The sequence below is a fragment of the Acetobacter fabarum genome (genome assembly GCF_022483405.1).
Taxonomy (GTDB): Bacteria; Pseudomonadota; Alphaproteobacteria; order Acetobacterales; family Acetobacteraceae; genus Acetobacter; species Acetobacter fabarum.
In genome coordinates this window covers 2,755,478-2,781,375 of sequence record NZ_JAKVNI010000001.1, presented here as the reverse complement: position 1 = coordinate 2,781,375, position 25,898 = coordinate 2,755,478, and the positions used below count along the sequence as shown (strand labels likewise).

Here is a 25,898-nt window from a genome sequence, read left to right as displayed (position 1 = left end):
TCTGTTTTTTGTCGGACTTTGCATGATTGAGGGCCTATGACTGCTTCTGTCTCTGAAACGCCAAGGCGTAAACGTGTATTGCTCAAGGTGTCTGGTGAAGCCCTGATGGGTGAGGGCGCCTTTGGGGTAGAACAGAAGACGGTCGAGCGGATTGCCAAGGATGTAGCCGAGGTCGTTCGCAGCGGTACGGAAGTGTGCCTTGTTGTGGGTGGTGGCAACATTTTTCGTGGAGTGGCTGCCGCCGCCAAAGGCATGGACCGCGCGCAGGGTGACTATGCGGGTATGCTGGCAACGGTCATTAACGCGCTGCTGCTCCAGAATGCGCTTGAACGTGAACTGATAACAACGCGGGTTATGTCCGCCATTCACATGTCTTCCGTGGCTGAGCCGTATATCCGGCGCAGGGCGGTCCGGCATATGGAAAAAGGCCGGGTGGTTATTTTTGCCGCCGGTACGGGCAACCCCTTCTTTACTACCGATACGGCAGCGGCCCTGCGTGCGGCGGAAATGGAATGCGATATTCTGCTTAAAGGGACGCAGGTCGATGGCGTGTATTCGGCCGACCCCAAGCACGACCCCAGCGCCACGCGGTATGATGAGCTGACGTACATGACTGTGCTCTCCAACCAGTTGAGCGTCATGGATGCAGCGGCCATCAGTCTGGCACGTGAGAATAAACTGCCGATTATTGTCTTCAATATTGGCGAGGAAGGTTCGTTCGGTCGCGTTATGCGCGGCGAAGGTGCGTTTACGCGCATTATTGAAGCAACCTGACACCATGCAAACCGCTGCCCGTTAAGGCAGCACGCGGAATGAACTAGGCGAGGGCAGGACAGCACAGTGCCTTCGCGACAAAACGGGAGAAACCGCCGTGTCTGACTTGAATGACCTGCTTGATGACATCAAGCGCCGTATGGATGGCGCGCTGGAAAGCCTGCGTCGTGATTTTTCGGGCCTGCGCTCCGGCCGGGCCAGCCCGGCTCTGCTCGAACCCGTTCGGGTGGAAGCCTATGGGGGGGAAGTGCCGCTTACGCAGGTTGCCTCCATTGCCGTGCCTGAAGCGCGCATGATTACCGTACAGGTCTGGGATCGTGTTCTGGCCGGGGCCGTGGAACGCGCTATCCGCGATGCCGGGCTGGGCCTTAATCCCGCCGGTGAAGGCCAGACCATCCGGGTGCCTATTCCGCAGTTGACCGAAGAACGCCGTAACGAACTGGCAAAAGCTGCCGCACGTTATGCGGAAGGGGCCAAAATTGCCGTACGTGGCGTGCGCCGCGATGGTATGGACAAGGCCAAGGGTTTTGAAAAGAAGGGCGACATCAGTCAGGATGACGTCAAGACCTGGTCTGACGCTATTCAGAAAACGACTGATCAGTATGTCAAAAAAGTAGATGACATGCTTGCCGAAAAAGAGAAGGAAATCAAGCAGGTCTGAAGACCTGCCTGAACGGGGCCGGTTTATGCCCGCTGAACTGAAACGGTGGATTTTTTCCTGTTATGTCTTCCTTGCCAGCCGACAGAAAAGCGGTCGTTCCTTCGCATGTCGCCATTATCATGGATGGCAATGGGCGCTGGGCGTGTGAGCGGGGGCTGCCGCGCCTAGCGGGGCATCGTGCCGGGGCAGATGCCGTGGCGCGGTGCATCAAGGCGGCTATTCAGCGCGGTGTGCCCTACCTGACCCTTTATGCGTTTTCATCCGAAAACTGGTCACGCGGCCCCAAGGAAGTCTCAGACCTGACCGGCCTTTTGCGCTACTACCTGCGCCACAAGGTCAAGGAACTGCATAGCGAGGGCGTCTGCCTCCGCTTTATTGGTGATCTGAGCCGGTTTGATACGAGCCTGCGAGAAGAACTGGCCCGTGCAGAAGCCATGACCCGCAATAACGGGCGGCTGGTGTTGCTGCTGGCCCTGTCCTACGGGGGGCGGGGGGATATTATGCAGGCTGTCCGGCGCGTTGCGCAGGAAGTGCGCGATGGCTGGCTAACCCCCGAACAGATTGATGAAAGCCTGTTTGCCAACCACTTGTGGACCGCTGGCGTGCCTGACCCCGATGTGGTCGTGCGCACGAGCGGGGAATACCGGCTTTCCAACTTTCTGCTCTGGCAGAGCGCATATGCGGAACTTGTTTTTCTGGATGTGTTCTGGCCAGACTTCAATGAAGGGCATTTTGCAACGGTGCTGGATCTTTACGCCCGCCGTGAGCGGCGCTTTGGTGCGCGGCCGGTGGCTTCCGCATGACAACGACCGGACAATCCTCCGCATGGCGGGACCTGCGGCCGCGCGTGCTGTCTGCCATGGTCATGATCGCGGTTGCGGGTGGGTGCATCGGGGTGGGCGGGGTCGCCTATATCCTGATGGTGCTTGTGGCCATGGGCGGCATGGCGTTTGAGGCTGCGGGCCTTCTCAAGTTACCTGTCCAGAGCTGGCAGGGCAGGCTTTATGTGCTGTGGGCAGTTTGTGGTGGGTTTTCTGCCGCAACCGAGCACTGGCGTTATTTTATCATGTTCAGTGTCGGCTCATGCGTATTCGGTGCGGAGTTGTGCGCCATGATGTGCGTGATCATCATGGCGGGTACGGCTCTGCTCTGGCTACGGGTGGAAAGTATCTGGCCTGTTCTGTTTGTTGTCGCCGTTGTGGTGGCGAGTGATACATCAGCCTATATGGCAGGCCGCCTGATTGGCGGGCCCAAACTGGCCCCGCGCATTTCCCCCGGCAAAACGCGCTCAGGTGCTCTGGGCGGGTTTGTGGGGGCTGTGCTTATGGGGGGTGGCATAGCGCTTCTCTCTGGTCTGGGAAGCACGCATATGGCGCTGGTCTGGGGAGGCATTCTGGGTGTGTCCGCTCAGCTTGGAGATCTGGCCGAAAGCGCCATGAAGAGGGCACTCGGCGTTAAGGATTCCGGCACGCTGCTGCCCGGCCATGGTGGTCTGCTCGACCGGTTTGATGGTCTGGTGGTGGCCGCCCCTGTTGCTGCCGCCGTTTCCGTTACCGTGCCTGATGCACCCTTCTGGAGCGCTGGCCTGCACGATCTTGTTTATAGCCTTGTTTCTGGCATGCCTGGTTAGTCCAGTTTTTGGCTTTTGCCCTGCGTGGTCGGGGCTTGTGTTATTTTTCGGGTTTGGAAAGACAAGACATGAGAACCGTAACCGTTCTGGGAACTACCGGCAGCATTGGCTGCTCTACCGTGGATCTGCTGGAGCAGGCGCGTGACCAGTATCGGGTGCGTGCGCTTGTGGGTGGTAAAAATGCTGCCAAGCTGGCCGAGCAGGCCCGCAGCCTGAAGGCCGAGCTGGCCGTGCTGGCTGATGAAAGTGCCTATGCTGAACTCAAGGCGCTTCTGGCCGGGAGTGGTGTTGAGGTCGCCTGTGGCCGCAAGGCGGTCATAGAGGCAGCGGGGCTGCCAGCGGACTGGACCATGGCAGCCATTACTGGCGCTGCGGGGCTGGAACCTACACTGGCCGCTGTGAAGAACGGCAACAGCATTGCGCTGGCTAACAAGGAAGCACTGGTCTGCGCGGGGGATGTCATGCTCCGTGCGGTGCAGGATGCCGGGGCAACGCTGCTGCCGGTCGATTCCGAGCATAATGCGGTTTTCCAGTCCATGGCGGACCGGCAGGCTGATCAGGTTGAAAAAATAATTCTCACCGCATCTGGCGGTCCTTTCCGCAATGCTTCGGTGGATGTCATGCGTGCGGCCACACCGGCTCAGGCACTCAAACACCCGACATGGAGCATGGGGGCCAAGATCAGCATCGATTCCGCCACCATGTTCAACAAGGGGCTGGAGGTTATTGAAGCGGCACGTATTTTTGGCCTGACCGAAGACAGGATTGATGTGCTGGTGCACCCCCAGTCCGTGGTGCACGGTATGGTGCAGTACACCGATGGCAGCCTGATCGCGCAGATGGGTTCGGCTGACATGCGTATTCCCATCGCCCATACACTGGCATGGCCGCGGCGTATGGCCACGACCTCCAGTCGTCTGGACCTTGCCGCCTTTGGCACGCTAGAGTTTATTGCACCAGATGAAGTGCGTTTTCCCGCACTGCGTCTGGCGCGGCAGGCCCTGCGGGCAGGCAAGGCTGTTCCGGCCATTCTGTCTGCGGCAAATGAGATTGCGGTTGAAGCGTTCCTGAAAGAACAGATCGGTTTTCTGGACATTGCGCGCGTGGTTGAAGATACCATGAACGCACTCGGCGCTCCTCCGGCCGATACGCTCGATGCCGTGCTCCATTGGGATGCAGAGGCCCGGCGCGTTGCAACCCAGCAGATTTCTGCGGTGGTTGCTTGAGAAAACCGCCTTCAGCCCCGATATCGGAGGAATGATGATACACGAATATCTGCGCACCCTGATTTCCTTCGTTTTCGTGCTGGGCGTTCTGGTTACCTTTCACGAACTGGGGCACTACCTTGCAGCCCGCTGGCGCGGTGTGCATGTGGAGGTCTTTTCGCTCGGCTTTGGTCCCGCCCTGTTCAAATGGCGTGACAAGAGCGGGACAGAATGGCGCATCTGCCCGATTCCCTTGGGCGGTTATGTGCGCCCGCACGGGTTTGATGATCCCGAAGATGCGACCGAAGAACAGAAAGCCGCGTGGATTCCGGGGCGGACTTTCCACGATAAATCCGTATGGTCACGTGCCATTGTTATTCTGGCCGGGCCGGTTTTTAACTTCATTCTGGCGTTTGTGCTGTTTGTGCTGCTGTTTGCAACGGCCGGCCAGCCGCATGTGCGGAACGAGGTTGCATCCGTCCTGCCCGGCAGTGCCGCGCAAAATGCTGCCCTGCAGAAGGGTGACGTTATCCTGCGCATAGGCACGCACGATATTGCGGGGGTTGAGGACGCACAGGCCACAGTGGCCCAGACACCGGGGCAGAAAACAACACTGCTGGTGCAGCGTAATGGCCAGTCGCTGGAAGTTCCCCTGACCATTGGCTCTACGCAGGATTCGCGTGGTGGGCCTGCTCGCGGGCTGCTGGGTGTGGTCTTTGCGGTTGAGCCGGGCAAGGCCCTGCCGCTGCCGCAGGCTGTCTCTGCCGGGGCCAAGGCAACATGGAACACCGTTGTGCAGACGCTCAATGGCGTGTGGCAGATTTTTAGCGGGCAGCATACCGCGCGGGATTTGGGCGGTCCGCTCAAGATTGCGCAGCTCTCCGGGCAGGTCGCTCAATACGGGTTTGCCAGCCTGCTTTCCTTCATGGCGCTGCTGTCTGTTAATCTGGGTCTGATCAATCTCTTTCCCGTTCCGCTTCTTGATGGTGGACGTCTGGTTTTTTATGCCATAGAGGCAATAAGAGGGCGCCCGGTTTCCAAGCGGGTGCAAGAGGTTAGTTTCCAGACCGGGTTTGCATTGCTGGCAGGTCTGTTCTTGTTTTCGACGTTCAATGATCTGTCCAGCTTCGGGTTGTTCAGGTGGGTTGCAACGCTCGCAGGGTGATAGTGAACTGGGCGTGAAGGGAAGGCTTGCGTGACAAGGGTAATTTCGGATACGTCCCTTGCGGGCGAGACAAGAACGGGAGATAGGCTTCCGTGCTGAACCGACCCGGATGGAGGGAGGCAGATCTTGGCGGGTAAACGTTCGGCCCTGTTCGTTTCTGTCTGCATGTTGCCTTTTTTCCTGCTCGAGGGACGGGGGGCTATGGCCGCCCAGACCCAGGACACACAGGCACCAGCAGCTGTTGTTGCATCGCCCGAGGGTGATGCCGAAAGTCCTCCAGCACCTCTGCCGGATGCTCAGCCAGCACCCGTGGGGGTGATTGATGAGATCCGCGTCTCAGGCAATACCCGCATCGAGACCAACACGGTCCTGTCCTACATGGTTGTCCGCCCGGGTGATCCGTTTACGCAGGATGACCTCGATCGTTCCCTGAAGACCCTGTATGCGACTGGCCTGTTCAAGGATGTAACCTTGCGGCGTGAGGGGAATACCCTCCTCGTCAAGCTCAAGGAAAACCCGATCGTCAACCGGATCGTGTTCGAGGGCAATCATGCCGCCAAGGATGAGGACCTGCGCAAGGTGCTCTCCCTGCGTCCGCGTGCGGTTTTCTCGGCAGAAACAACGGCGGATGACCGGCAGCGTATTCTGGAAGTCTATGCCCAGAAGTCCCGCTTTGCAGCGGTGGTGACACCCCAGATCGTGCGCCTTGCGCATAATCGTGTGGATGTGATCTTCCAGATCAATGAAGGCCCGAACACCAAAATCCGCAAAATCGCGTTTGTTGGAAACAAGGCTTACAACGAGGCCGAACTGGCTGGCGCGATTTCCTCCAAGGAAACGGCCTGGTACCATTTTCTGGGTTCGTCTGACGAATATAACCCCGAACGTGTGAAGTACGACGGGGAACTCCTGCGCCGGTTCTACCTGCACAACGGGTATGTTGATTTCCAGATCAAGGATATCAAGGGCGAACTTTCGCCTGACCGCAAATCCTTCTACATCACCATCACAATGGATGAAGGCATCCGTTACCGTCTGGGCAAGGTGGACATCCGCTCCAGCCTGCGGCACGTGCCGGCCAAGTCGCTGCGTAAGTATGTCGAACTGTTCCCGCACCAGTGGTACGATGGCAAAGCCGTGCAGGATAACGCGACCGACATGGAAGAACTGCTCCAGTCGGAAGGGCATCCTTTTGCCGTGGTGCGTCCGGTTATTGCCCGCAACCCCGAAAAGCATATTGTCAATCTGCTGTTTGACGTAAGCGAAGGCCCGCGCCGGTATATTGAGCGGATCGATATTAACGGCAACACCATTACGCAGGATAACGTTATCCGCCGGCAGCTTCCGTTTGCCGAGGGTGACCCCTACACAAGCAGCTACAAGAAATACGCGAAGGAAGGGGTCCAGGATCTGGGCTACTTCAAATCGGTGGATGTAAAGGACGCTCCGGGTTCCTCCCCCGACCGTGCCAACGTGTCCGTTAACGTTGTGGAAAAACCAACGGGCGAGTTCTCGCTTGGTGGTGGTTACTCCACCGACGTGGGTATTATTGGTAACGTCGGGCTCAAGCAGCACAACCTGCTGGGTACAGGGGTGGATGCCGGGTTCTCGGGTACGGTTTCGTACTACCAGAAGCAGGCCGACCTTTCTGTTACGGACCCGGTCTTCCTCGGGCGCAATCTGGTTGTCGGTGCGGATATTTTCTTCATCGAAAACAACTACCAGACGTATCAGAATTACTCGGAAGGGCGGTACGGTATTACCCTGCGTATGGGGTATTCGTATAACCGCTACCTTTCGCAGTCGTGGAACTACAGCCTGATCCGCCGTTGGGTGGGGGATATGTGGAGTGAATCTTCTCCCTATGTTCAGGAGCAGAAGGGCAAGTCGCTTCTTTCCCAGCTGAGCACCACGGTTATGTATGACCGGCGTGATAACCGCATGCAGCCGCATAGTGGGTATTTTGTCTCTGTCGGGGGTGACTTTGCCGGTATTGGCGGGGACGAAAACTACGTTCGCGGCAAGATTAACGGTGGTTACTACATCCCGCTTGATGACCTGACCAACAGCCACAACTGGACAATCATCTTCCGTGGCGGCACCGGGTATCTTGCGGACTGGGGTAGCAACGGCCGCCACGATATTATCGATAACTTCTATCTGGGTGGTAACAACCTGCGCGGCTTCCTTGATGGTGGTGCCGGCCCACGAAGCGTGGGTAACGCAGCCCATCACTCCGAAGATCTGATCGGTGGGCGGTTCATGTACAACGCGACGGCGCAGGTGAACTTCCCGATCCCCTTCCTGACAGAAATGGGTGTGGGTGGCCGTGCCTTTGTGGATATGGGGTCCGTGGCAGGTTTGCGCGTGAAGCACCTTTACACCAACCGCGCTACCGCCGGGGCGAACTACACGGCAGTATCAGGTGATATGGTGAGCCCGCGTATCAGTGCGGGTGCAGGTTTTTCATGGAAAAGCCCGTTTGGCCTGCTGAATATTGACCTTGGTGTGCCGGTCAGACGCAGTTATAATGACCGTACACAGCTCCTTCGCTTCGGCTTCGGCCAGCAATTCTGAGGTAATGATGCGTTTCAGTTCAAAAGCTGCCCTTCTGGGGGCTGTTTGCCTTTCTTTTTCCGCAGCCCTCATGCCCGCTGCTCAGGCAGAAGGTGGGAATGGCTGGTTCGTTCCCAAAACCCAGCCTGCTGCACAGGCTCCGCATCCTGCTGCTCGTAATGCCGCTCCTGCACCCGTAGCACTGCCTGCTCCCGCAGCTGATAGTCAGGAAGCAGCAGATCAGGCTCCTCCGGTTCTGCCTTTGCCGCCCATTCCCAGCGCACCTGAAGTTGCCAAGGAAGCACCCCCGCCCACCACCATTATTGGTGTGATCAGCGTATCTGGTGTTATGCGTCAGACCTCTGCTGCCATGCAGGTGGAGCGTGTTCTGGGTGCCCGCCGCGATGCGCTGGCGCAGGACCTCCAGCGTGAACAGGCTGGCTGGCGTGACGAGCAGCAGACGCTGCAGGCTCAGGCCAAGTCCCTGACATCTGACCAGATCCAGACCCGTGAACGCAGCCTTCAGGCCAAGGTCATGAAGGCTCAGCGCGACTTCCGTAACCGCAACCGGATTATCCAGGAAGCGGCTCAGGTTTCTCTGGGGCAGATCGAGCGTGAGCTGGTGCAGGTTATCCAGAAGGTTGCTGCCGCACATGGCATGAACCTTGTGCTGCATAGCGAGCAGGTTGCCCTGCATGTGGATGGTCAGGACATTACGAACGAAGTGGCAGCAAACCTGAACAAGGTTCTGCCCAGCGTTTTCATTCCTGAAGCCAACGTAGACCCCGAAGAGCTGGCAAAATCCGGCAAGATGCCCACAACGGCTGATGGGGACCCGCAGATGGCAGCATCCGGCCCAGCTCCGGCGGCACCTGCGGCTCCTGCCGGGAAAAAATAAGCATGGTGGATTGCAGGGCGTCTTCGGGCCCGGCTGATCCGCGTTTTTTTACGCGTGTCGGACCATTTGATGCATCGGTACTGGCAGAAACAGCCGGTGCCGAGCTGCGGCCTCCCCGGCAGGGGAGTTTTCCGCAGGATGGTTATACCGGCATAGCGCCTTTGCAGGTGGCCCGCGCGCGTGATGTGAGTTTTCTGGATAACCGCCGCTATGCTCCCCTGCTGGAGCATACGCAGGCTGGTCTGGTTATTGTTGCCCCTGCTTTTGCAGATAAGGTGCCAGAACATTCCGCAGCCCTTGTGACCACCACGCCGTATCTGGCGTGGTCGCGCATTGCGCGGCTGTTCCACCCGCGCCAGATTGGCAAGGGTGGTGTTCACCCTTCCGCAGTGGTAGATCCTTCTGCTGTTGTGGACCCTACGGCAGAGGTGGGGCCTTTTGTGGTTGTCGGGCCTGATGTGCAGGTTGGGGCTGGCTGCATTATTGGCTCTCATTCCGTCTTGGACCACGGCGTGCAGCTTGGTGCGGACTGCCGTATTGGCTCCATGGTTACGCTGTCTCATGCTCTGGTGGGGGACCGTGTTACCATTCTGCCCGGTGCGCGCATTGGGCAGGAAGGTTTTGGGTTTGCGGTCGGACCTGAGGGGTTTGAGAGCGTTCCCCAGCTTGGTCGTGTTATTATCGAGCATGATGTGGAGATTGGCGCCAACAGCACCATTGACCGTGGCTCGGTTAATGACACGGTTATTGGTGCGGGGTCCCGGCTCGATAATCTGGTCCAGATCGGGCATAATGCCCAGCTTGGGCGTTGCTGTATTGTGGTATCCCAGGCGGGTATTTCTGGCTCCACAGTACTCGAGGACTATGTAACGGTTGCTGCTCAGGCTGGCCTTATTGGCCATATCCGTATTGGTGCCAAGGCGCGCATTGGTGCGCAGTGTGGTGTTATGTCGGATGTTGAGAGCGGTGCAGATGTCATAGGTAGCCCCGCCATGCCGTTCCGGGAGTTTTTCCGTAACGTGGCGGTGCTGCGCAAGTTGGCAAAAAAAGCGTCTGGGTCGGCCAAGGGCGATTCAGACAAGGTATGAACTTATCCCGGATTGCGGTCCGGTACAGAGGGTGGTTTAGGGGACGTGGAGACACAACAAGAATCCCAGCAGGACGGCAAGACAATCGCACGGATTGATGTCAACCGTATCATGCAGGCGATTCCTCACAGGTACCCTTTCCTTCTGATCGACAGGATGGAAGATATTGTCCTGGGGGAAGAAGCGACCGGTATCAAGAATGTCTCGGTTAACGAACCGTTTTTTCCGGGGCATTTTCCCGGACGGCCCGTTATGCCTGGCGTCCTTATTGTGGAAGCCATGGCCCAGACCGCGGCAACGCTTGTTGTTCTGTCGCTCGGGGAAGCCTTTGAGGGCAAGCTCGTCTATTTCATGACGATCGAAGGGGCAAAGTTCCGCCGTCCGGTAGAGCCGGGTGACCAGCTGCGTATTCATGTGGTCAAGGAACGGCACCGCTCCAATGTATGGAAGTTCCGTGGGGAAGCTCGCGTTGATGGTGTTGTGGTTGCAGAAGCAACCTTTAGCGCCATGATCATGGGCTGATTTTTTACGCTTGGTGTGCCGGTTGGCTCAAGATATGCTCCAGTTCTGTTCGCTTTTACCGGCCGACATTCTGGGGCAGGGCCCAGTGACTCTGTGTTGCAAGTCAGGCGGAATATAAGGAACTGAAGTGGTGCACGCTGTAGAGGAAACCAGGCAGACGCTTGTTCATCCAACGGCTCTGGTTGCCCCGGGGGCAAAGCTTGGGCAAGGCGTGATTATTGGTCCGTGGTGCTCTGTTGGGCCAAATGCAGTTCTTGATGACGGGGTGGAGCTGATCTCCCACGTTGTTGTGGATGGGCATACCCATCTGGGTGCGCATTCGCGCTACTTTCCGTTCTGCACGGTGGGTATGGCGCCGCAGGATCTCAAATACAAAGGCGAACCCACCCGGTGTGAGGTCGGTGCCCGTACGGTTGTGCGTGAGCATGTGACCATTCACCGGGGAACGGCTACAGGTGCTGGGGTCACGCGTGTTGGTCAGGATGTGCTCATCATGGCCAATGCGCATGTGGCCCATGACTGTGTGTTGGGTGACCGTGTGATCATTGTCAACAACGTGGTCATGGGTGGCCATGTGACAATTGGCAACGATGCTCGCGTTATGGGGTCTGCTGCCATCCACCAGTTTGTCAGGATCGGGCACGCTGCTCTTGTGGGTGGGGTGGCTGGTGTTGAAGCCGATGTTATTCCTTATGGGAGCGTGCTGGGTAACCGTGCTCGGCTGATTGGCCTGCACTGGATATGGCTGCGCCGCAACGGCGTGCAGTCGGCCGAAATCCAGCTGATGCGCAAAGCCTTTTTTACCTTGTACCCCAAGGTCTGTGGCGATGTGTCTTTTCAGGCGCGGCTGGCACATGTGCGTGAGACTTTTGCGGGTAACGCCCGGATTAAGGAAATTCTGGACTTTATAGATGCTCCCAGCCACCGTGGGCTTGTGCGCCCCGCACGTGGTGGTGCTGCTGATCAGGCGGAAACCGAAGGCGCGTGAGTGCCGCGCCAACAGCGGTTGGCATTCTGGCAGGGGGCGGCCCTCTGCCAGCCAGAGTGGCAGAGGCAGCACACGCCGCAGGCCGACCTGTTTTTATTATTGGATTTGAAGGGTTTGCCGACCCTGCCACACTAGCCCCCTGGCCGCATGAATGTGTGCGTCTGGGGGCCGCGGGTCGCATGTTAAGCCTGTTACGTGCCCATGCCTGCTCCGATCTGGTGCTCATCGGCCCTATCCGCCGTCCTTCCCTGCGTAGCCTTTACCCCGATGCCGAAGGGGCGCGTATTCTGGCGCGCCTTGGCAAAGCCCTGTTTGCGGGGGATGACGGCCTGCTGGCAGCTTTAGTGCGTATTCTGGGGGAAGAGGGTTTTCAGGTGCGTGGCGCACATGAATTTTTATCCCACTCCGTGGCTGAGGCCGGTGTGCTGGGCCAGTTACGGCCAGATGAGCAGGCTCTGGCGGATATAAAGCACGGTGTTATCGTTGCTCAGGCGCTCGGCCGGCTGGATATAGGGCAGGGCTGTGTGGTGCAGAACGGCGTTGTGCTGGCCGTAGAGGCTATGGAAGGCACGGATGCCATGCTGGCGCGCTCGGGGGCATGCCGCCAGCCCGGGGATGGCGGTGTGCTGGTCAAGCTGCTCAAGCCGGGGCAGGAAAAAAGAGCCGATATGCCCACCATAGGGCCGATAACGCTACGAAATGCGCATGCCGCAGGTTTGCGCGGGATTGCGTTTGAGGCGGGGAATACCCTGTTAACAGACCGCGCCGCCTGTGTGGCAGAGGCCGCAAAACTGGGTTTGTTCCTGATCGCCATAGACCCGGCAGAAATACAGTCCATAGAATAACAGCGTAAATGAGTTCTTTGTTGAGCTGAGGGGAGAAACGCTATGTCCAGTTTTTTGCATACTATGGTGCGTGTTCGTAATCTGGAGCAGAGCCTGGCATTCTATGCGCTGCTTGGTATGCGCGAGCTGCGCCGCCGTGATGTGCCAGAAGGCAAATACACCCTTGTTTTTATTGGCTTTGCAGATAACGCTGCGGGGCAGGCGGAAATTGAGCTGACCTATAACTGGGGTCAGGATGATGGGTACGAGGTTGGCACTGGGTTCGGGCATTTTGCCATAGGCGTGGCCGACGTTGCCGCTGTTGTGGAGCGTGTTCGCGTAGGCGGTGGCAAAGTTGTGCGGCCTGCCGGGCCAGTCAAGTTTGGAACCAGCATTATTGCGTTTGTGGAAGACCCGGACGGCTACAAGGTGGAACTGATCGAACGCCCGTAAGGTAGGGCTTAATCCGTTTTGCGTTGTTTGAGGCGGGCAGTCAGCCGGTCTAGCGAATCATTAATGGTTTCGGCCGCTTTTTTGGTGGCAGGGTCGGGGCTGAGCGCTAATTGGTCCGCAACCAGCATAACGGGTGAAATAATGCCACGTATGTCATGGCGCAGCTTGGGGTCGTTTTCCCCCACTGGTGCCGTAGGGGGTGGTGGGGTGTCTGCCTGCGGTGCGGGAGCTGCTTTGGGCTGACGCACCGCTATCCATGCCGCACAGGCCCCTGCAAGCCCCACAAACGCTGGGGTGAGCATATGCGGCGCCCCCAAACCCACAGCCAGCAGGCAGGCTAGTACAGGCAGGCCAATAACGGCCAGAATGGTCCAGAAGCGGGCGGGGGAGAGGGGCATGCGGCGTTCCATCATGCGGGTGATCGTGCGGGAATGGGCATGCGACTCTGCGCTGCACATTGACGTTCTTCTATCTGAACTTTATAAGCCGCGACTTCAAGAGAGAGTGGCTCGTACTGCGGCCACTGGCGAAGCATATTCAAACTGAAGGGAGTGCAGCCATGAAGCGCACTTATCAACCGTCCCGGCTGGTCCGCAAGCGTCGTCACGGGTTCCGCACCCGTTCGGCTACCGTTGGCGGCCGTCGTATTCTGGCAAACCGTCGTTCCAAGGGCCGCAAGCGTCTTTCCGCGTAAGCGTTGTCCGGCAGTCCGGTTTTGATGGACTGGTCTGAAGGTCAGGAGCAGCCAGCAGCAGGGGCGCAAGCATCCATGCGGCTAAAAAAGAGAAAAGAATTTCTCTTTATGGCGGCCAAGGGGCGAAAAGCCCCGGTGTCTGGTCTTGTCCTTCAGCTTTTCAGGCGGCCCGATTCGGACCCTGCGCGTGTTGGCTTCACGGTGACCAAAAAAGTCGGGAATGCCGTGGTGCGTAACCGGGTGCGCCGCAGGCTGCGTGAGGTTGTGCGCAGAGTGGAAGCCGATACACCGCTAAATGGGCTTGATCTGGTGCTGATAGGGCGGGGTGCTACGCGCGACCGCTCTTTTGACGCACTGGTGGCCGATTTTCGGAAAGCGTTGAAGCTCTGTATGCGGGAGTCGTGAATGTCCCGTCTTGCATTCCTGTCAATCCTGCGCTGGAACACGGTTGTGCCGTTCAAGACCGCCCCTTGGGGTGGGTGTTGAGTTTTCCATTTTTGTTATGTGCAGGGGGCCTGTAGGCCAGAGCTCATGGATTCAAAACGTCTCATACTGGCAACGCTGTTGTCAGCTCTGGTTCTTATCGGGTTTGATTACTTCTTTCCCCAGGCTCCGGCACATCAGCCTGCTCCGCAGGTAACTCAGACTGTAGCCAGCCAGGCCGCTCCAGCCTCGGCAGCAGTTGCTGGCGCGGGTCAGGCAACCACTGCACAGGCTGCTACTGCGGCGGTCGCGGATGTGCCCGATGGGCCGGATACCCGCATTGCCATTAATGCCCCGTCCGTTCAGGGGAGCATCAACCTGCGTGGTGCCCGGCTGGATGATCTGGTGCTCAAGCAGTACCGCGAAACCGTAAAGCCCAACAGCCCGGACGTACGCGTTCTCAGTCCTGTGGATACCAAGCGGGCTGATTATGTGGATTTCGGCTGGCGCGCGGCATCGTCCGATGTGCCGGTCGCCCTGCCGAACGCCCACACGTTGTGGAAAGCCTCCGGCACGCGGCTTGATGGCGAACACCCGCTGACCCTGAGCTGGGACAACGGTGCAGGGCTGACGTTTGAAGTCGCTCTTGGGGTGGACAAGGACTATATGTTCACGGTCACCCAGCGCGTGCACAATGCAACGGGGCAGAGCATTGCCCTGTACCCCTACTACCGTGTGAACCGTGGTTACACCCCGGAAGAAACCGGCGGTATGCTGGTGCATGAAGGCCCGATTTCGGTCATTGATGGCCGCCTGAACGAAGGGTCCTACAAGTCCGTCCGTAATGATGGTGTGCCGCCTGAAAACGTGGCCTGGAGTCATCAGGGTACAGGCGGCTGGGCCGGGATTACCGATAAATACTGGCTTATGGCCATTGTGCCCGATCAGGCTGCAAGCGTGGTGGGGACGTATGCGTGGCAGGCTGCGCAAACGCAGTATCAGGTCGGGTTTACGGCAACGGCTCCCATGCAGGTGGGGGCTGGGCAGACCATCTCCACTCAGGCGCATGTGTTTGCTGGTGCCAAGGAAGTGCGGCTGCTTGAGCAGTACGAACACGACCTGCATATTCCCATGTTCTGGAAGGCCGTGGACTTCGGGTGGCTTTCCTTCCTGACTCGTCCTGTGTTTTTTGTGCTGGACTGGCTGAACAGCCATCTGGGCAGCTTTGGTCTGGCGCTGCTGACCTTTACGGTTATCGTGAAGGTGGCCTTCCTGCCGCTGACCATCAAGCAGATGCGCATGACCTGGAAGACCTCGCGCCTGAAGCCGCAGGTGGACCTTATCCGGGCACGCCACAAGGATGATCCGGTGGTGATGCAGCAGCAGATCATGATGCTGTACCGCAAGGAAAATGTCAGTCTGTTCGGCGGCTTTCTGCCCCTGTTCATTCAGGCTCCCGTGTTCTGGTGCCTTTACAAGGACCTGTATGTCACGATTGAAATGCGGCATGCGCCCTTTATTGGCTGGGTGAAGGATCTTTCTGCTCAGGACCCGACCAATATCTTCAATCTATTCGGTCTGATCCCCTTTGATCCGGCTCAGATCCTGCCCATTCTCACGCTTGGGGCGTGGCCCATCATTTACGGTGCGACCATGTTTGTCATGCAGAAGGTCAGTGCCAGCTCCACCAGCATGGACCCCGCGCAGCAGAAGGTAATGATGTTCATTCCGCTGCTGTTCACCTTCTTCATGGCGCGGCAGCCCGTGGGTCTGGTCATTTACTACTGCTGGAGCAACGTGCTGACCGCCATACAGCAGATTATCATCATGGGTCGGCTTAAGGCGGCGGACGCCAAGCCCCAACTGGTTGCCAAAAAATGACGTATCAAGAGCCTTCTTTCCGCGAACTGAAGGACGAAGCAGACATCGCCGCCGCTCTGGAAGAAGGGCGGCGGCTTTTTGCCGGTTCATGCGATTTTGTGTTTGGTGCCCAGAAGCTGGGCCAACTGCCACCGCAGACACTGCCTGAAATTGCATTTGCCGGGCGCTCCAATGTGGGCAAGTCCAGCCTGATCAATGCCCTCACGGGGCGTAAGACACTGGCCCGTGCCTCCTCCGAGCCGGGGCGGACCAAGCAGCTCAACTTCTTTGATCTCGCACAGCGCCTGATGCTGGTGGACATGCCCGGCTACGGCTATGCCCGCGCTGCCAAATCCGTAAAGGAAGACTGGCAGGAGATGATGTTCGATTACCTGCGTGGCCGCCCCAGCCTGCGCAGGGTCGTGCTGCTGCTGGATGCACGTGTGGAAATGAAAACGCATGATCAGGAAGTTATGAAGCTTCTGGACCGTGCCGCTGTCAGCTTTCAGGTTGTGCTGACCAAGTGTGATGATGTTAAGCCCACCGCACTGGCCCGCAAGCAGGCTGATGTAGAGGCTGAAATTGCACGCCATGCAGCCGCTTTTCCGCATCTTTCTCTTACCAGCAGCCAGACCGGGCTGGGTATTGAGGCATTGCGGACGGAACTGGCAGAGTTTGCCCTGGCGTGATCAGGGATTATGGACAGACGACGGCAGGATTTTCACAGCATGACTGAACCGAGACTTCCTTCTACCGGCGACAAGCATGATGCTTTGCATGAAGCTGCCGTGCTGGCCAATGCCCTGCCGTACCTGCGGCGCTACGCGGGGGATACCATTGTGGTCAAGTACGGTGGCCACGCAATGGGGGATGTAGGGCTGGCCAAAACCTTTGGGCGGGATATTGCCCTGCTCAAGCAGGTGGGCATTAACCCGGTTGTGGTGCATGGGGGTGGTCCGCAGATCAACCAGATGCTCAAACGGCTGGATATTCCCTCCCACTTCATTGACGGGCTGCGGGTTACGGACGCCAATGTGGTGGATGTGATCGAGATGGTTCTGGCCGGTTCGGTCAACAAGCAGGTGGCCGAACTGATCTGCGAGGCCGGGGCGCTTGCCGTCGGGATTTCGGGCAAGGATGGCAAAATGATCACCGCCCGCAAGATGCGGCGCACCGTGCGGGATATGGACAGCCAGATCGAGCGCGTGCTGGATCTGGGTTTTGTGGGGGAGCCAGTCAAGGTTGACCCGCGTGTGATCTACGCCCTCTCCGGTTCGGGGCTTATTCCGGTTATTGCGCCGGTAGGCCTTGGTGAAGATGGCGAGACCTATAACATCAATGCCGACACCGCAGCCGGTGCAGTGGCAGGGGCCGTACATGCGACCCGCCTGCTGATGCTGACTGATGTTCCCGGCGTGCTGGACAAGCAGGGTAACCTTATTCCCGAACTGACCGCCGCACAGGCGCGTCAGGCCATTGAGGAAGGGGTGATTACCGGCGGCATGATCCCCAAGGTGGAAACCTGCATCGAGGCTGTGCAGGGTGGCGCACGCGGGGCTGTTATTATTGATGGCCGCATGCCCCATGCCTGCCTGCTGGAACTGTTTACGGCTTCCGGCTCGGGCACGCTTATCCGCGCGGAATAAGGCTGCGCGGGCAGGGGTAACAGAACAAGACCTGCGTTGACAGGACAGGCCCCTGTCCGCATGGTCTTTTCCTCTTTTGTTGCCGGGCGGGCCTGTCGCCCGGGTTTATTTTTCATGTTTCTGATTGGTGTGCCATGACAGACGAAACCCTCCGCGCTCACATTGAAACCCTGTGGGAAGAGCGCGATCGCATTTCTTCCGCAACCGTGGGCAAAGACCGTGACGCCATTGAAACAGCGCTTGAAGCGCTGGATTCTGGTCGCCTGCGCGTGGCTGCCCCGCAGGAAGATGGTTGGGTTGTGCATGAATGGCTGAAAAAAGCCGTGCTGCTCTCCTTCCGCCTGAATGACAGCATTGTTCAGCCCGGTGGCGCAGCAGGTGCTCCGGCTTACGATAAGGTGCCCCTCAAGTTTGCTGGCTGGGATCAGGCCCGTTTTGACAAAGCCGGGTTCCGCGTAGTGCCGGGTGCAGTTGTGCGCCGCTCTGCCTTTATTGCCCCTGGGGCCGTGCTGATGCCGAGCTTTGTCAACGTTGGTGCTCGCGTGGACAGCGGGACCATGGTGGACACGTGGGCAACTGTTGGCAGCTGTGCGCAGATTGGCAAGAACTGCCATATCAGCGGTGGCGCAGGCATTGGTGGCGTGCTGGAGCCGTTGCAGGCTGCCCCGGTTATTATCGAGGACAACTGCTTTATCGGTGCCCGCTCCGAAGTGGCTGAAGGCGTTATTGTTGAACGGGGTTCCGTTCTGTCCATGGGTGTGTTCCTTGGGGCTTCCACCAAAATTGTGGACCGCGCAACAGGCGAAATCTACATGGGTCGCGTACCGGCCTATTCCGTTGTGGTGCCGGGCACCATGCCGTCTTCCAACCCGGTTGGTCCGGATGGTCGCCCTAACCCGGCACTGGCCTGTGCGGTTATTGTCAAGCGTGTTGATGAGCGTACCCGCTCCAAAACCTCCATCAACGAACTGCTGCGCGACTAAGCACGCCAGACGTAAAGGACGAGACTGACGTATGACAAAGGCCACATCCGGCTCCCTTCCCGCTGATCTGGCGTTGACAGACCCGCTGGGTGTGGCCCGTTTGCTCATCCGTCAACCGTCTGTTTCTCCCGACCCCGGTGAATCCCAGCACCTGCTGGGGGCCATGCTGGAGCGCCTTGGTTTTACCGTAACCCACCTGCCTTTTGGTGAAGGGGCGGAGCGTACCCCCAACCTGTTTGCCCGTCTGGGCGAAGGGGCACCCCATATCTGCTACGCAGGCCATACGGATGTGGTCCCCGCCGGGAACGAAGCAGACTGGACGCACCCTCCCTTTGCCGCAGATGTTGTGGATGGTGTGCTCTATGGCCGCGGTGCGTGCGACATGAAAGGCGGCATTGCCGCCTGCGTGGCTGCCATTGCCCGCCGGGTACAGAGCGGGGTTGGCAAAGGCTCCATCAGCCTGCTGATTACAGGGGATGAGGAAGGCCCAGCCACCTACGGCACCCAGAAGGTGCTGGAATGGATGGCCGTACAGGGCCAGATTCCCGATTACTGCTTGGTGGGGGAGCCCACAAACCCCCAGACATTGGGTGAGATGGTCAAGGTCGGCCGCCGTGGCAGCCTGAACGCCCGTATTGTGGTCGAGGGCACGCAGGGGCATGTGGCCTACCCGCACCGGGCGGACAATCCTGTGCATCGCCTGCTTGCAGTGCTGGCGGTCCTGCGCGCTACACCGCTGGACCATGGTTCGGAGTATTTTGAGCCTTCAAGCCTTCAGGTCACCAGTCTGGATGTGGGGAATACGGCCACCAACCTTATTCCTGCACGGGCGGAAGCACGGCTGAACATCCGGTTCAATGACCTGCACACCGGTGCTGCCCTTGGTGGGTGGATCAAAACCGTATGCGCCCAGCATGCACCGCGCGCACAGGTGGAGATCAGCATTAGCGGCGAATCCTTTTTTGCTCCCCCGGGGGCGGAAATGGCCGTGCTGCAAGAGGCCATTACAAGCGTGACCGGGCTTTCTCCCAAACTGGACACGGGCGGAGGCACGTCAGATGCGCGCTTTATTGCCCGTTACTGCCCGGTTGCGGAGTTTGGTCTGGTCGGGGCCAGTATCCACAAAGTGGATGAACATGCCGCTGTTGCTGACATGGAAAAACTGACCCGGATTTACGAAGCCTTTTTAAAAGGGGTAGGGGTGTGATCCCAGATACAGGCAAGCTGGGCGCGGCTAGGCGCATAGTGCAGGGCATGTTGCAGTTGGCCGCTGGCAAGCGGGAAGGGCTGGCCTGTTTTGAAGGCACGCCAGACGCCTTTGGTGCAGCCCTTGCGCCACAGATGGCCTGCATACTGGTAGGGGGGATTCAGATCTTCCTGCTGCCTGATAAGGTCATGTCCGCGACCAAACTGCTCCTTTCCTTTTGCGTGCTGTTGCTTCCTGCGGTTATTTCCCAATTTTATGCCCAGCGCTGGGGGCGTGGGGCACTCTGGCTACGCTACATAACGGCTGCAACATGGTGTGGTTGGGTTGTGGTGCTGATCTCGCTGGCCTGTGCGGTTATTGCGGCGGTTATTACGCCGGATATCGCGCGCCAGCAGGTTTTTATCGGGGCACTGGCATTGTGTGCCGCAGCGTACGAGCTCTGGCTGCAATGGTTTGTGGCCAAGGTGGGGCTGGGTATTTCCGGTGGCCGGGCTGCGTTGTTGTATGTGTCCATTCTGGTGGCATCAGCCACGCTTTATGGGCTGGCCGCGCTGCTGCCCCCGCATTACATGGTTATTCACGACCTGCTCCAGCCAATGGTGAACGTTAAGGCAAAATAAGGGGGATACCCTTTTTTGCTTTAAGGCTGGATGTAAGCCGCCAGTAAGGTGGCTTATGTGCGGTTTTGTGGGGTCGGGCTGGCAAACGGGTCTGGCTCATAGCCAACACCATTTAAATATAAGCCGTCTGGCGGAGCTGTGGGGCCAGCGGCACTCCGGTCGCGCGCCGCCAGAGCCTGAGCCACCCGTTCGGGCTCCCATGCGCCGGTTCCCACCTTTTTGAGTGTCCCCACCATGTTGCGGACCTGATGGTGCAAAAATGAGCGGGCCTTGGCAAACACCACCACTTCATCCCCTTCACGCGTAATGTCCAACTGGTCCAGTGTGCGGACAGGGCTGTTGGCCTGACAGGCCACGGCGCGGAAGGATGTAAAATCGTGCAGGCCTAGCAGCATGTTGGCGGCCTGCTGCATACGGTGCACATCCAGTGGGGATTTAACGTGCCAGACATGGCCTTCGGCCAGTGCAGGGCGTGTGCGCCGGTTGAGAATACGGTAGCGGTAAGAGCGCCATGTGGCAGAAAACCGGGCGCTCCAGTCCAGGCTGACCGGGGCCGCATCCAGCACAACCACGGCATGGGGTTTAAGGTGGTAACTCAACCCCTCCCGCACGGAATAGCTGGAAAAACTGGCATCTGCCGGGAAGTCCAGATGCGCGACCTGCGCAAGCGCATGCACGCCAGAATCCGTGCGCCCCGCTGTAATGCTGGGTACGGGCCTGCCACCGGCAAGGCGAAAGGCGGCTTCTTCCAGCAAGGCCTGAACAGACAGGCCTGAAGCCTGCCTTTGCCAGCCGACAAGCCCACGCCCGTCATATTCCAGTTGAACAGCCCAGCGCTGGATGGCGGGGGTGGTCATTGGGTGCTGTCAGGCGCAGGGGTGCCAAGGCGGGTGCCCGCAGGCAGGGGTTGCCCACGCAGGAACGCATCGGCTTCCATCATGCCGCGACCGGGGCGTTGTAGGCGGGTCAGGCGGATGCAGCCTGTGGCACAGGCCACGGTTAGTTGGTCGTCCACAACCGTGCCGGGCTGCTGCGCAGCCGGGTTGCCGGGAAGCGGTATGCCCCCCCCGATTTTGATAACCGTGCCATCTTCCAGCGTGGTGAAGGTGCCGGGCCAAGGTGTGAGGGCACGAATCTGGCGGTCGATGGTTGTGGCGTCCTGCGTCCAGTCAATACGGCCGTCTTCGCGCGTCAGGCGGGGGGCGTAGGTTACGCCTGTATCTGGCTGTACCTGCCGTGCCGGGCGGTTTGCGGCTATGCGGGCCTGTGTATCTGCCGTGTTGGCGCTGGTCGGGGGGAAGTCCTGCAATACCCGCAGCACCATTTCTCCCCCCAGAGCGCTCAGGGCGTCGTGCAGGGTGGAAGCGGTTGTTTTATCTGTAATGGGAACGGCCTCACGCAGCAGCATGGGGCCTGTGTCCAGCCCGGCTTCCATCTGCATGATGGTCACACCACTTTGGGTATCTCCGGCCAGAATGGAACTCTGGATCGGGGATGCTCCCCGCCAGCGGGGCAGCAGGCTGGCATGGATGTTCAGGCAGCCCAGCCGGGGAGCGTCCAGCATGGTCTGGGGCAGGATCAGCCCGTACGCTGCAACAATGGCGGCATCGGCCCCTAGTGCTGCAAACTCTTCCCATGCCTGCGGATTATTGCGCAGCGAGAGCGGGTGGCGCACTGGCAGACCAAGCTCCTGTGCGGCCTGCTGCACGGGGGATGCACGCAGTGCCTTACCCCGCCCGGCCGGGCGGGGGGGCTGGGAATAGACGGCAGCAATGTCGTGCCCGGCGGCATGGAGTGCCTTTAGGGCGGGTACGGCAAAATCTGGCGTACCCATAAAAACAAGACGCATCGGGCGGGATTTTTCCACTTAGTTGCGCTTCAGGTCCTTGGCCAGACGGCGCAGGATCATGTTGCGGCGCAGGGCGGACAGGTGGTCCACAAACAGAACACCATCAAGGTGGTCAAGTTCGTGCTGGATGCAGGTGGCCAGCAGCCCGTCCACATCACGCTCCTGTTTGTCGCCATTAATGGTCTGCCAGCGCACACGCACTTTTTCGGGGCGGACCACTTCGGCGTACTGGCTGGGGAGGGAAAGGCAGCCTTCCTCCCGCGTGGCCATTTCTTCCGTTTCGGCCACAATTTCCGGGTTGATCAGGATCATGGGCTCGCGGTTTTCTTTTTCGCCCAGATCAATCAGAACAAACCGCTGGCTCAGGCCAACCTGCGGGGCGGCCAGCCCAATGCCGGGGGCTTGGTACATGGCGGCAAACATGCCGGGGAGAATCTTCTGGATTTCCGCCATGTCTTCGGGTTTGACCAGTCTGGCTTTCTGGCGCAGCACGGGGTGGGGCGGCGTCAGGATGGTCATGGGGGCCGCTTTATCCGAGGCAGCGGAAAATGCGGCGTCTGTCAGGGCTGCGTTTGTCATACAGCCCGATTTAGCGTTCCGTTGTGGTGGATGCCAGCACAAAACGGCAAGAAAAGCTTTTCTTGCACAAAAAACCTGTAACTTTGCCGCCACAATATGGCGTGCAGACCACAGTGTGTGCCCATCAGGCCATAATGAAGCGGGACACAGGGTTGCGTGTGCCCGCTTCTATCCCATATCGTGGAGAGATCGGATGCCGTGGCGGGTCCGGTTTTATACGTCTCGCTCAGAAAGGAGGAGGCTTGTACGATGTCAGGCAGGCTTTTTGGCTCGCCCATGTTTTTGGGTTTTGATCATCTGGAACAGATGCTGGAGCGCGCCAGCAAGGGTTCGGGTGACGGGTATCCACCTTACAACATAGAGCAGATAGCCCCCAACGGCCTGCGTATTACCCTTGCGGTTGCCGGTTTTCGGATGGAAGATCTCCAGATCACGCAAGAGGACAACCAGCTTGTTATCCGTGGGCGTCAGGCGGAAGAGGGGGAGGAGCGTGTTTACCTGCATCGTGGTATTGCCTCCCGCCAGTTCCAGAAGGCGTTTGTGCTGGCCGAGGGCATAGAAATCGGCGGTGCATGGCTGGATAACGGGCTGTTGCACATTGACCTGTTCCGCCCTCAGCCCGAGGTCAGGGTCAAGCAGATCGAAATTATGCAGGGTGGGCAAAAAGGGCAGGTTGGTGCGAGCACCGGCGTTAAGCCCCGGCCCACGCCGCGTATGCTGCATCCGGTTATGGATGTGGATGGTAGTTGAAACCCGGAAGGAGGACGCAATGAAAAGCAGCATGCAGGGTGGTTACATGCCAGCTGGTCTGCCGCAGGCCGAACGTGTGGCGGATGTGCGGCAACTTTCGGATATGCAGTTCCGCTCCCTTGGGTTGAGCAAGGTCGCCTATACGCGCCCGGCTACTCTGGAGGACGGCGAGGAAGGCTGCGCCATTTACGCAGCCGACGGGTCGCTGCTGGCCGTGGTGGATGACATGGAAACAGCATGGGGCGCCATTGTGCAGAATGACATGGTGCCAGCTTCTCTCCAGTAACCCGTGTTGATGGGATTATAAAAAAGGACCGGTTTGCGCCGGTCCTTTTTTGTTAGGGGCATGGCCTGCCAGATCAGGCTGGGGGGGGATCCAGCGGGGCTGTGTCCAGCCAGCCGATGTTGCCATCGTCCCGGCGGTAAACAAGGCTGATATGGCGGCTGGCCGAATTGCGGAAAAGCAGGAAGTTCTGGCCCGACAGGTCCAGCCGCATCACGGCCTCACCGACCGAGAGCACGGGAATATCCGCAGGCTGTTCGGCAATAATGGTGGCAAAGGTTTCCTCCTCCGTTGTCAGGGGGGCGGAGGGGGCTGCGTCTGTCTCGTGTTCTTCTATGGGTTGCAGAACGTAGGAGCGTGCGCGTTCGGGCAGTTCCTGCCGGGTGGTGGAACGGGCATGGGAGGTGACGCGCTTGTGGTAACGGCGCAGGCGCTTGGCAATGTGCTCGGCGGCATCATCAAAGGCGGCATTGGCATCTGCGGCTTCGCCTTCTCCACGCAGGACCAGACCCCGGCCGGCTTTTACGTTGATGTCGCATGTAAAAAAGGAGCGGGCCTTACCAAAGGTGACCTGCGCCTGTAGCCCTGTATCAAAATATCGCTCCGCAAGATTACCCAGATGGGTGTTAACCCGATGTTTCAAGGCGTCGGAAAGATCAATCTGTTTACCGGAAACCTGAATATGCATAGGACATCGTTCCTTGCGACTGGCAGGACGGTCCACCCTCCAAACAGCTCAGTACCCGTTCAGGCGGCACTGCGGAGCAATGGACTGGCCTGTGTTGCATTGCAGGCAGGGTCTGCAATGTTTCATCCTGTATTTGGGCATGGGTAAGGTGTTTATGTCCATGCCTTTGTTACAGATATAATGCAAAGCTTTGCCCGCTGGTTGCATGGCCGATGCGTTGGATAAAAATATAAAGGCGCATGGCAGGCTTGTCGCCAGCCCCACCCTGTGCCTACACAGGATGTGCAGGCCTACACGTTGTTATCCGGATATTTGCCCACCATGCTTTTACGTTCCGCTCCACCTGAGCATATGCCCAAAATGCCGCGTGGCTGGGGGTGGCAGATCAAGCTGGGGTGCCTTGCGGCCCTTGTGGCGTTGTATGGCGGCTTTATGTGGCATGTGACACACCAGAAAATTCGCCCGGTCATGGAGCGGGTGGATATTCCGGTAACCGTTGTGGCCCCGCCCAGGCTGGCTGCGCCACCGGCACCCCCCATAACCATGCTTCCGCCGCCACCGCTGGCTGTGGCGGCTCCCCCGGTTTTGCCGGGAGCTGCGGCGCAGCAGCCCTGAATTACCTGAACTGGAGATAGGGTGTGAGCGAACTATGCGTGGCCAGCGTGCATATCTACCCGGTCAAAGGGTTGCATGGGCTTTCTCCTCCCGCCGCCATGCTCAGCCCGTGGGGGCTGGAGGGTGACCGCCGGTGGATGGTGGTGGCCCCCGATGGCAGGTTTATAACCCAGCGCACCTGCCGCGCCATGGCGCTGGTAACGCCCATTCCCACAGCGGAGGGCCTGACGCTTACCCGTGCAGGCATGCCGCCCTGCCCGGTGCGTTTTCCCGGCTCCGAGGCCCCCATGGCGGTGGTAACGGTCTGGAAGGATCAGGTACAGGCGCGCGATGCGGGCGATACGGCCGCAACATGGCTGGAGCAGGCATTGGGGCAGCCGTGCCGGCTGGTGTGGATGCACCGGCCAGAGCTGGCGCGTATCCGCCAGCTTGGCGCGCAGCCACGCCCCGTTTCTTTTGCAGATGGCTACCCGCTTCTGCTGGCCAATACTGCCTCGCTGGATGACCTGAATACACGCCTGCCCGCAGGGCAGGGAGTGCCCATGACCCGCTTCAGGGCCAATATTGTGCTGAGTGGCGCACAACCCTGGGCGGAGGACGGGTGGCGGCGTTTATCCATTGGCGGGAGTGTTGTGGTGCGTGTGCTCGCCCCGTGCTCGCGCTGTGTGGTCACATCCATCGACCAGAATACGGCGCAGGTGCCTAACCCCAAGGAACCACTGGCCACACTGGCCAGCTTCCGGCGTGCGCAGGGTGGGGTTATGTTTGCGCAGAATGCAGTGGTGGAAAAAGGCGGGCTGATCAGCGTGGGGGATAAAGCCCAGGTGCTGGAGGAAGGCCCTTCCAACCTGCTGGATATGCAGGCCTGAACAAAGCCGAGGGGGTAGGGTCTTATACCCCCCGGTTCAGCCATGCCTGCTCTGGATGCTGGATGCCG

30 protein-coding genes are annotated in these 25,898 nt (G+C 59.0%); 25 read left to right on the top strand and 5 right to left on the bottom strand.

Annotated elements, in window-relative coordinates; all coding sequences use genetic code 11:
- Positions 1 to 36: 36 nt before the first annotated feature.
- From pyrH to gloA, 13 genes are all read left to right on the top strand, one after another.
- A complete protein-coding gene (gene pyrH, locus LKE65_RS12960; protein WP_086645199.1) occupies positions 37 to 774 on the top strand; it encodes a UMP kinase in 738 nt (245 codons plus the stop codon).
- A 139-nt stretch (positions 775 to 913) separates the two neighbouring features.
- Entirely contained in the window at positions 914 to 1,435 is a 522-nt protein-coding gene (gene frr, locus LKE65_RS12955; protein WP_051544026.1) for a ribosome recycling factor, read from the top strand.
- Positions 1,436 to 1,497: 62 nt separating this feature from the next.
- The gene (gene uppS / locus LKE65_RS12950; protein ID WP_086645201.1) at positions 1,498 to 2,238 is read left to right on the top strand and encodes a polyprenyl diphosphate synthase; all 741 of its coding nucleotides are present in this window, start codon (positions 1,498 to 1,500) and stop codon (positions 2,236 to 2,238) included.
- Complete coding sequence (locus LKE65_RS12945; protein ID WP_278741625.1) at positions 2,235 to 3,065, top strand: phosphatidate cytidylyltransferase; 831 nt, start codon at positions 2,235 to 2,237, stop codon at positions 3,063 to 3,065. The genes uppS and LKE65_RS12945 overlap by 4 nt, the downstream gene beginning before the upstream one ends.
- A gap of 68 nt (positions 3,066 to 3,133) precedes the next feature.
- Positions 3,134 to 4,291 carry a 1-deoxy-D-xylulose-5-phosphate reductoisomerase gene (gene dxr, locus LKE65_RS12940; RefSeq protein WP_253527075.1) on the top strand — a complete coding sequence of 386 codons (1,158 nt, stop codon included), beginning with the start codon at positions 3,134 to 3,136 and terminating at the stop codon, positions 4,289 to 4,291.
- A 31-nt stretch (positions 4,292 to 4,322) separates the two neighbouring features.
- Positions 4,323 to 5,435, top strand: coding sequence for an RIP metalloprotease RseP (rseP, locus tag LKE65_RS12935; protein ID WP_086645204.1), 1,113 nt, complete (start codon positions 4,323 to 4,325; stop codon positions 5,433 to 5,435).
- A 165-nt stretch (positions 5,436 to 5,600) separates the two neighbouring features.
- Complete coding sequence (gene bamA, locus LKE65_RS12930) at positions 5,601 to 8,012, top strand: outer membrane protein assembly factor BamA (protein ID WP_165925209.1); 2,412 nt, start codon at positions 5,601 to 5,603, stop codon at positions 8,010 to 8,012.
- 4 nt (positions 8,013 to 8,016) lie between these two features.
- Positions 8,017 to 8,889, top strand: coding sequence for an OmpH family outer membrane protein (locus LKE65_RS12925; protein WP_095349100.1), 873 nt, complete (start codon positions 8,017 to 8,019; stop codon positions 8,887 to 8,889).
- 2 nt (positions 8,890 to 8,891) lie between these two features.
- Complete coding sequence (gene lpxD / locus LKE65_RS12920) at positions 8,892 to 9,977, top strand: UDP-3-O-(3-hydroxymyristoyl)glucosamine N-acyltransferase (protein WP_253527079.1); 1,086 nt, start codon at positions 8,892 to 8,894, stop codon at positions 9,975 to 9,977.
- An 84-nt stretch (positions 9,978 to 10,061) separates the two neighbouring features.
- Complete coding sequence (fabZ, locus tag LKE65_RS12915; protein WP_264813731.1) at positions 10,062 to 10,499, top strand: 3-hydroxyacyl-ACP dehydratase FabZ; 438 nt, start codon at positions 10,062 to 10,064, stop codon at positions 10,497 to 10,499.
- A 130-nt stretch (positions 10,500 to 10,629) separates the two neighbouring features.
- Entirely contained in the window at positions 10,630 to 11,487 is an 858-nt protein-coding gene (lpxA, locus tag LKE65_RS12910) for an acyl-ACP--UDP-N-acetylglucosamine O-acyltransferase (RefSeq protein WP_278741890.1), read from the top strand.
- Positions 11,484 to 12,332 (top strand): LpxI family protein, encoded by an 849-nt coding sequence (locus LKE65_RS12905; protein WP_278741622.1) that lies wholly within the window; start codon positions 11,484 to 11,486, stop codon positions 12,330 to 12,332. Before lpxA ends, LKE65_RS12905 begins: the two co-directional genes overlap by 4 nt.
- Positions 12,333 to 12,374: 42 nt before the next feature.
- Positions 12,375 to 12,764 carry a lactoylglutathione lyase gene (gene gloA / locus LKE65_RS12900; RefSeq protein ID WP_095349096.1) on the top strand — a complete coding sequence of 130 codons (390 nt, stop codon included), beginning with the start codon at positions 12,375 to 12,377 and terminating at the stop codon, positions 12,762 to 12,764.
- Positions 12,765 to 12,772: 8 nt separating this feature from the next.
- Here the strand turns inward: gloA and LKE65_RS12895 are convergent, their stop codons facing one another.
- Positions 12,773 to 13,222 (bottom strand): hypothetical protein, encoded by a 450-nt coding sequence (locus LKE65_RS12895; protein ID WP_278741621.1) that lies wholly within the window; start codon positions 13,220 to 13,222, stop codon positions 12,773 to 12,775.
- A gap of 101 nt (positions 13,223 to 13,323) precedes the next feature.
- Between LKE65_RS12895 and rpmH the strand changes: the two genes are divergently transcribed.
- From rpmH to LKE65_RS12855, 8 genes are all read left to right on the top strand, one after another.
- Positions 13,324 to 13,458 carry a 50S ribosomal protein L34 gene (gene rpmH / locus LKE65_RS12890; protein ID WP_081774758.1) on the top strand — a complete coding sequence of 45 codons (135 nt, stop codon included), beginning with the start codon at positions 13,324 to 13,326 and terminating at the stop codon, positions 13,456 to 13,458.
- 24 nt (positions 13,459 to 13,482) lie between these two features.
- A complete protein-coding gene (rnpA, locus tag LKE65_RS12885) occupies positions 13,483 to 13,863 on the top strand; it encodes a ribonuclease P protein component (RefSeq protein WP_086645211.1) in 381 nt (126 codons plus the stop codon).
- 126 nt (positions 13,864 to 13,989) lie between these two features.
- Positions 13,990 to 15,762: a membrane protein insertase YidC gene (yidC, locus tag LKE65_RS12880; RefSeq protein ID WP_278741619.1), complete on the top strand. Its 1,773-nt coding sequence runs from the start codon at positions 13,990 to 13,992 to the stop codon at positions 15,760 to 15,762.
- Positions 15,759 to 16,430: a ribosome biogenesis GTP-binding protein YihA/YsxC gene (gene yihA, locus LKE65_RS12875; RefSeq protein WP_278741618.1), complete on the top strand. Its 672-nt coding sequence runs from the start codon at positions 15,759 to 15,761 to the stop codon at positions 16,428 to 16,430. Before yidC ends, yihA begins: the two co-directional genes overlap by 4 nt.
- Positions 16,431 to 16,469: 39 nt before the next feature.
- On the top strand, positions 16,470 to 17,387 hold the full coding sequence (gene argB / locus LKE65_RS12870) for an acetylglutamate kinase (protein ID WP_086645214.1): 918 nt from the start codon (positions 16,470 to 16,472) through the stop codon (positions 17,385 to 17,387).
- Positions 17,388 to 17,521: 134 nt separating this feature from the next.
- Complete coding sequence (dapD, locus tag LKE65_RS12865; protein WP_086645215.1) at positions 17,522 to 18,370, top strand: 2,3,4,5-tetrahydropyridine-2,6-dicarboxylate N-succinyltransferase; 849 nt, start codon at positions 17,522 to 17,524, stop codon at positions 18,368 to 18,370.
- A gap of 31 nt (positions 18,371 to 18,401) precedes the next feature.
- Positions 18,402 to 19,577: a succinyl-diaminopimelate desuccinylase gene (gene dapE, locus LKE65_RS12860; protein ID WP_278741616.1), complete on the top strand. Its 1,176-nt coding sequence runs from the start codon at positions 18,402 to 18,404 to the stop codon at positions 19,575 to 19,577.
- Complete coding sequence (locus LKE65_RS12855) at positions 19,574 to 20,197, top strand: hypothetical protein (protein ID WP_086645217.1); 624 nt, start codon at positions 19,574 to 19,576, stop codon at positions 20,195 to 20,197. Before dapE ends, LKE65_RS12855 begins: the two co-directional genes overlap by 4 nt.
- A 53-nt stretch (positions 20,198 to 20,250) precedes the next feature.
- Here LKE65_RS12855 and truA read toward each other — a convergent pair whose 3' ends face one another.
- The 3 genes from truA to def are packed head-to-tail and all read right to left on the bottom strand — an operon-like array spanning position 20,251 to position 22,625.
- Positions 20,251 to 21,054 carry a tRNA pseudouridine(38-40) synthase TruA gene (gene truA, locus LKE65_RS12850; protein ID WP_095349092.1) on the bottom strand — a complete coding sequence of 268 codons (804 nt, stop codon included), beginning with the start codon at positions 21,052 to 21,054 and terminating at the stop codon, positions 20,251 to 20,253.
- Positions 21,051 to 22,046: a methionyl-tRNA formyltransferase gene (fmt, locus tag LKE65_RS12845; RefSeq protein WP_278741615.1), complete on the bottom strand. Its 996-nt coding sequence runs from the start codon at positions 22,044 to 22,046 to the stop codon at positions 21,051 to 21,053. Before fmt ends, truA begins: the two co-directional genes overlap by 4 nt.
- A gap of 18 nt (positions 22,047 to 22,064) precedes the next feature.
- Positions 22,065 to 22,625, bottom strand: a complete 561-nt coding sequence (gene def, locus LKE65_RS12840; protein WP_086645219.1) for a peptide deformylase — start codon at positions 22,623 to 22,625, stop codon at positions 22,065 to 22,067.
- Positions 22,626 to 22,874: 249 nt separating this feature from the next.
- On the opposite strand from def, the gene LKE65_RS12835 reads away from it, so the two are divergent.
- Positions 22,875 to 23,375: an Hsp20 family protein gene (locus LKE65_RS12835; protein ID WP_095349089.1), complete on the top strand. Its 501-nt coding sequence runs from the start codon at positions 22,875 to 22,877 to the stop codon at positions 23,373 to 23,375.
- 19 nt (positions 23,376 to 23,394) lie between these two features.
- Positions 23,395 to 23,661: a hypothetical protein gene (locus tag LKE65_RS12830; RefSeq protein ID WP_086645376.1), complete on the top strand. Its 267-nt coding sequence runs from the start codon at positions 23,395 to 23,397 to the stop codon at positions 23,659 to 23,661.
- A 73-nt stretch (positions 23,662 to 23,734) separates the two neighbouring features.
- Here the strand turns inward: LKE65_RS12830 and hpf are convergent, their stop codons facing one another.
- The gene (gene hpf, locus LKE65_RS12825; protein WP_086645221.1) at positions 23,735 to 24,346 is read right to left on the bottom strand and encodes a ribosome hibernation-promoting factor, HPF/YfiA family; all 612 of its coding nucleotides are present in this window, start codon (positions 24,344 to 24,346) and stop codon (positions 23,735 to 23,737) included.
- Positions 24,347 to 24,667: 321 nt separating this feature from the next.
- Between hpf and LKE65_RS12820 the strand changes: the two genes are divergently transcribed.
- Both LKE65_RS12820 and LKE65_RS12815 read left to right on the top strand, forming a co-directional pair.
- Positions 24,668 to 24,961: a hypothetical protein gene (locus tag LKE65_RS12820; protein WP_095349087.1), complete on the top strand. Its 294-nt coding sequence runs from the start codon at positions 24,668 to 24,670 to the stop codon at positions 24,959 to 24,961.
- Positions 24,962 to 24,984: 23 nt separating this feature from the next.
- On the top strand, positions 24,985 to 25,830 hold the full coding sequence (locus LKE65_RS12815; RefSeq protein WP_278741611.1) for an MOSC domain-containing protein: 846 nt from the start codon (positions 24,985 to 24,987) through the stop codon (positions 25,828 to 25,830).
- The last annotated feature ends 68 nt before the right edge of the window (positions 25,831 to 25,898 follow it).

Coding starts and splice junctions, on each gene's coding strand:
- pyrH (WP_086645199.1), top strand. CDS start 37: ATGACTGCTTCTGTCTCTGAAACGCCAAGGCGTAAACGTGTATTGCTC.
- frr (WP_051544026.1), top strand. CDS start 914: ATGGATGGCGCGCTGGAAAGCCTGCGTCGTGATTTTTCGGGCCTGCGC.
- uppS (WP_086645201.1), top strand. CDS start 1,498: ATGTCTTCCTTGCCAGCCGACAGAAAAGCGGTCGTTCCTTCGCATGTC.
- LKE65_RS12945 (WP_278741625.1), top strand. CDS start 2,235: ATGACAACGACCGGACAATCCTCCGCATGGCGGGACCTGCGGCCGCGC.
- dxr (WP_253527075.1), top strand. CDS start 3,134: ATGAGAACCGTAACCGTTCTGGGAACTACCGGCAGCATTGGCTGCTCT.
- rseP (WP_086645204.1), top strand. CDS start 4,323: ATGATGATACACGAATATCTGCGCACCCTGATTTCCTTCGTTTTCGTG.
- bamA (WP_165925209.1), top strand. CDS start 5,601: ATGTTGCCTTTTTTCCTGCTCGAGGGACGGGGGGCTATGGCCGCCCAG.
- LKE65_RS12925 (WP_095349100.1), top strand. CDS start 8,017: ATGATGCGTTTCAGTTCAAAAGCTGCCCTTCTGGGGGCTGTTTGCCTT.
- lpxD (WP_253527079.1), top strand. CDS start 8,892: ATGGTGGATTGCAGGGCGTCTTCGGGCCCGGCTGATCCGCGTTTTTTT.
- gloA (WP_095349096.1), top strand. CDS start 12,375: ATGTCCAGTTTTTTGCATACTATGGTGCGTGTTCGTAATCTGGAGCAG.
- LKE65_RS12895 (WP_278741621.1), bottom strand. CDS start 13,222: ATGTGCAGCGCAGAGTCGCATGCCCATTCCCGCACGATCACCCGCATG.
- rpmH (WP_081774758.1), top strand. CDS start 13,324: ATGAAGCGCACTTATCAACCGTCCCGGCTGGTCCGCAAGCGTCGTCAC.
- rnpA (WP_086645211.1), top strand. CDS start 13,483: ATGGACTGGTCTGAAGGTCAGGAGCAGCCAGCAGCAGGGGCGCAAGCA.
- yidC (WP_278741619.1), top strand. CDS start 13,990: ATGGATTCAAAACGTCTCATACTGGCAACGCTGTTGTCAGCTCTGGTT.
- yihA (WP_278741618.1), top strand. CDS start 15,759: ATGACGTATCAAGAGCCTTCTTTCCGCGAACTGAAGGACGAAGCAGAC.
- argB (WP_086645214.1), top strand. CDS start 16,470: ATGACTGAACCGAGACTTCCTTCTACCGGCGACAAGCATGATGCTTTG.
- dapD (WP_086645215.1), top strand. CDS start 17,522: ATGACAGACGAAACCCTCCGCGCTCACATTGAAACCCTGTGGGAAGAG.
- dapE (WP_278741616.1), top strand. CDS start 18,402: ATGACAAAGGCCACATCCGGCTCCCTTCCCGCTGATCTGGCGTTGACA.
- truA (WP_095349092.1), bottom strand. CDS start 21,054: ATGACCACCCCCGCCATCCAGCGCTGGGCTGTTCAACTGGAATATGAC.
- fmt (WP_278741615.1), bottom strand. CDS start 22,046: ATGCGTCTTGTTTTTATGGGTACGCCAGATTTTGCCGTACCCGCCCTA.
- def (WP_086645219.1), bottom strand. CDS start 22,625: ATGACAAACGCAGCCCTGACAGACGCCGCATTTTCCGCTGCCTCGGAT.
- LKE65_RS12835 (WP_095349089.1), top strand. CDS start 22,875: ATGTCAGGCAGGCTTTTTGGCTCGCCCATGTTTTTGGGTTTTGATCAT.
- LKE65_RS12830 (WP_086645376.1), top strand. CDS start 23,395: ATGAAAAGCAGCATGCAGGGTGGTTACATGCCAGCTGGTCTGCCGCAG.
- hpf (WP_086645221.1), bottom strand. CDS start 24,346: ATGCATATTCAGGTTTCCGGTAAACAGATTGATCTTTCCGACGCCTTG.
- LKE65_RS12820 (WP_095349087.1), top strand. CDS start 24,668: ATGCTTTTACGTTCCGCTCCACCTGAGCATATGCCCAAAATGCCGCGT.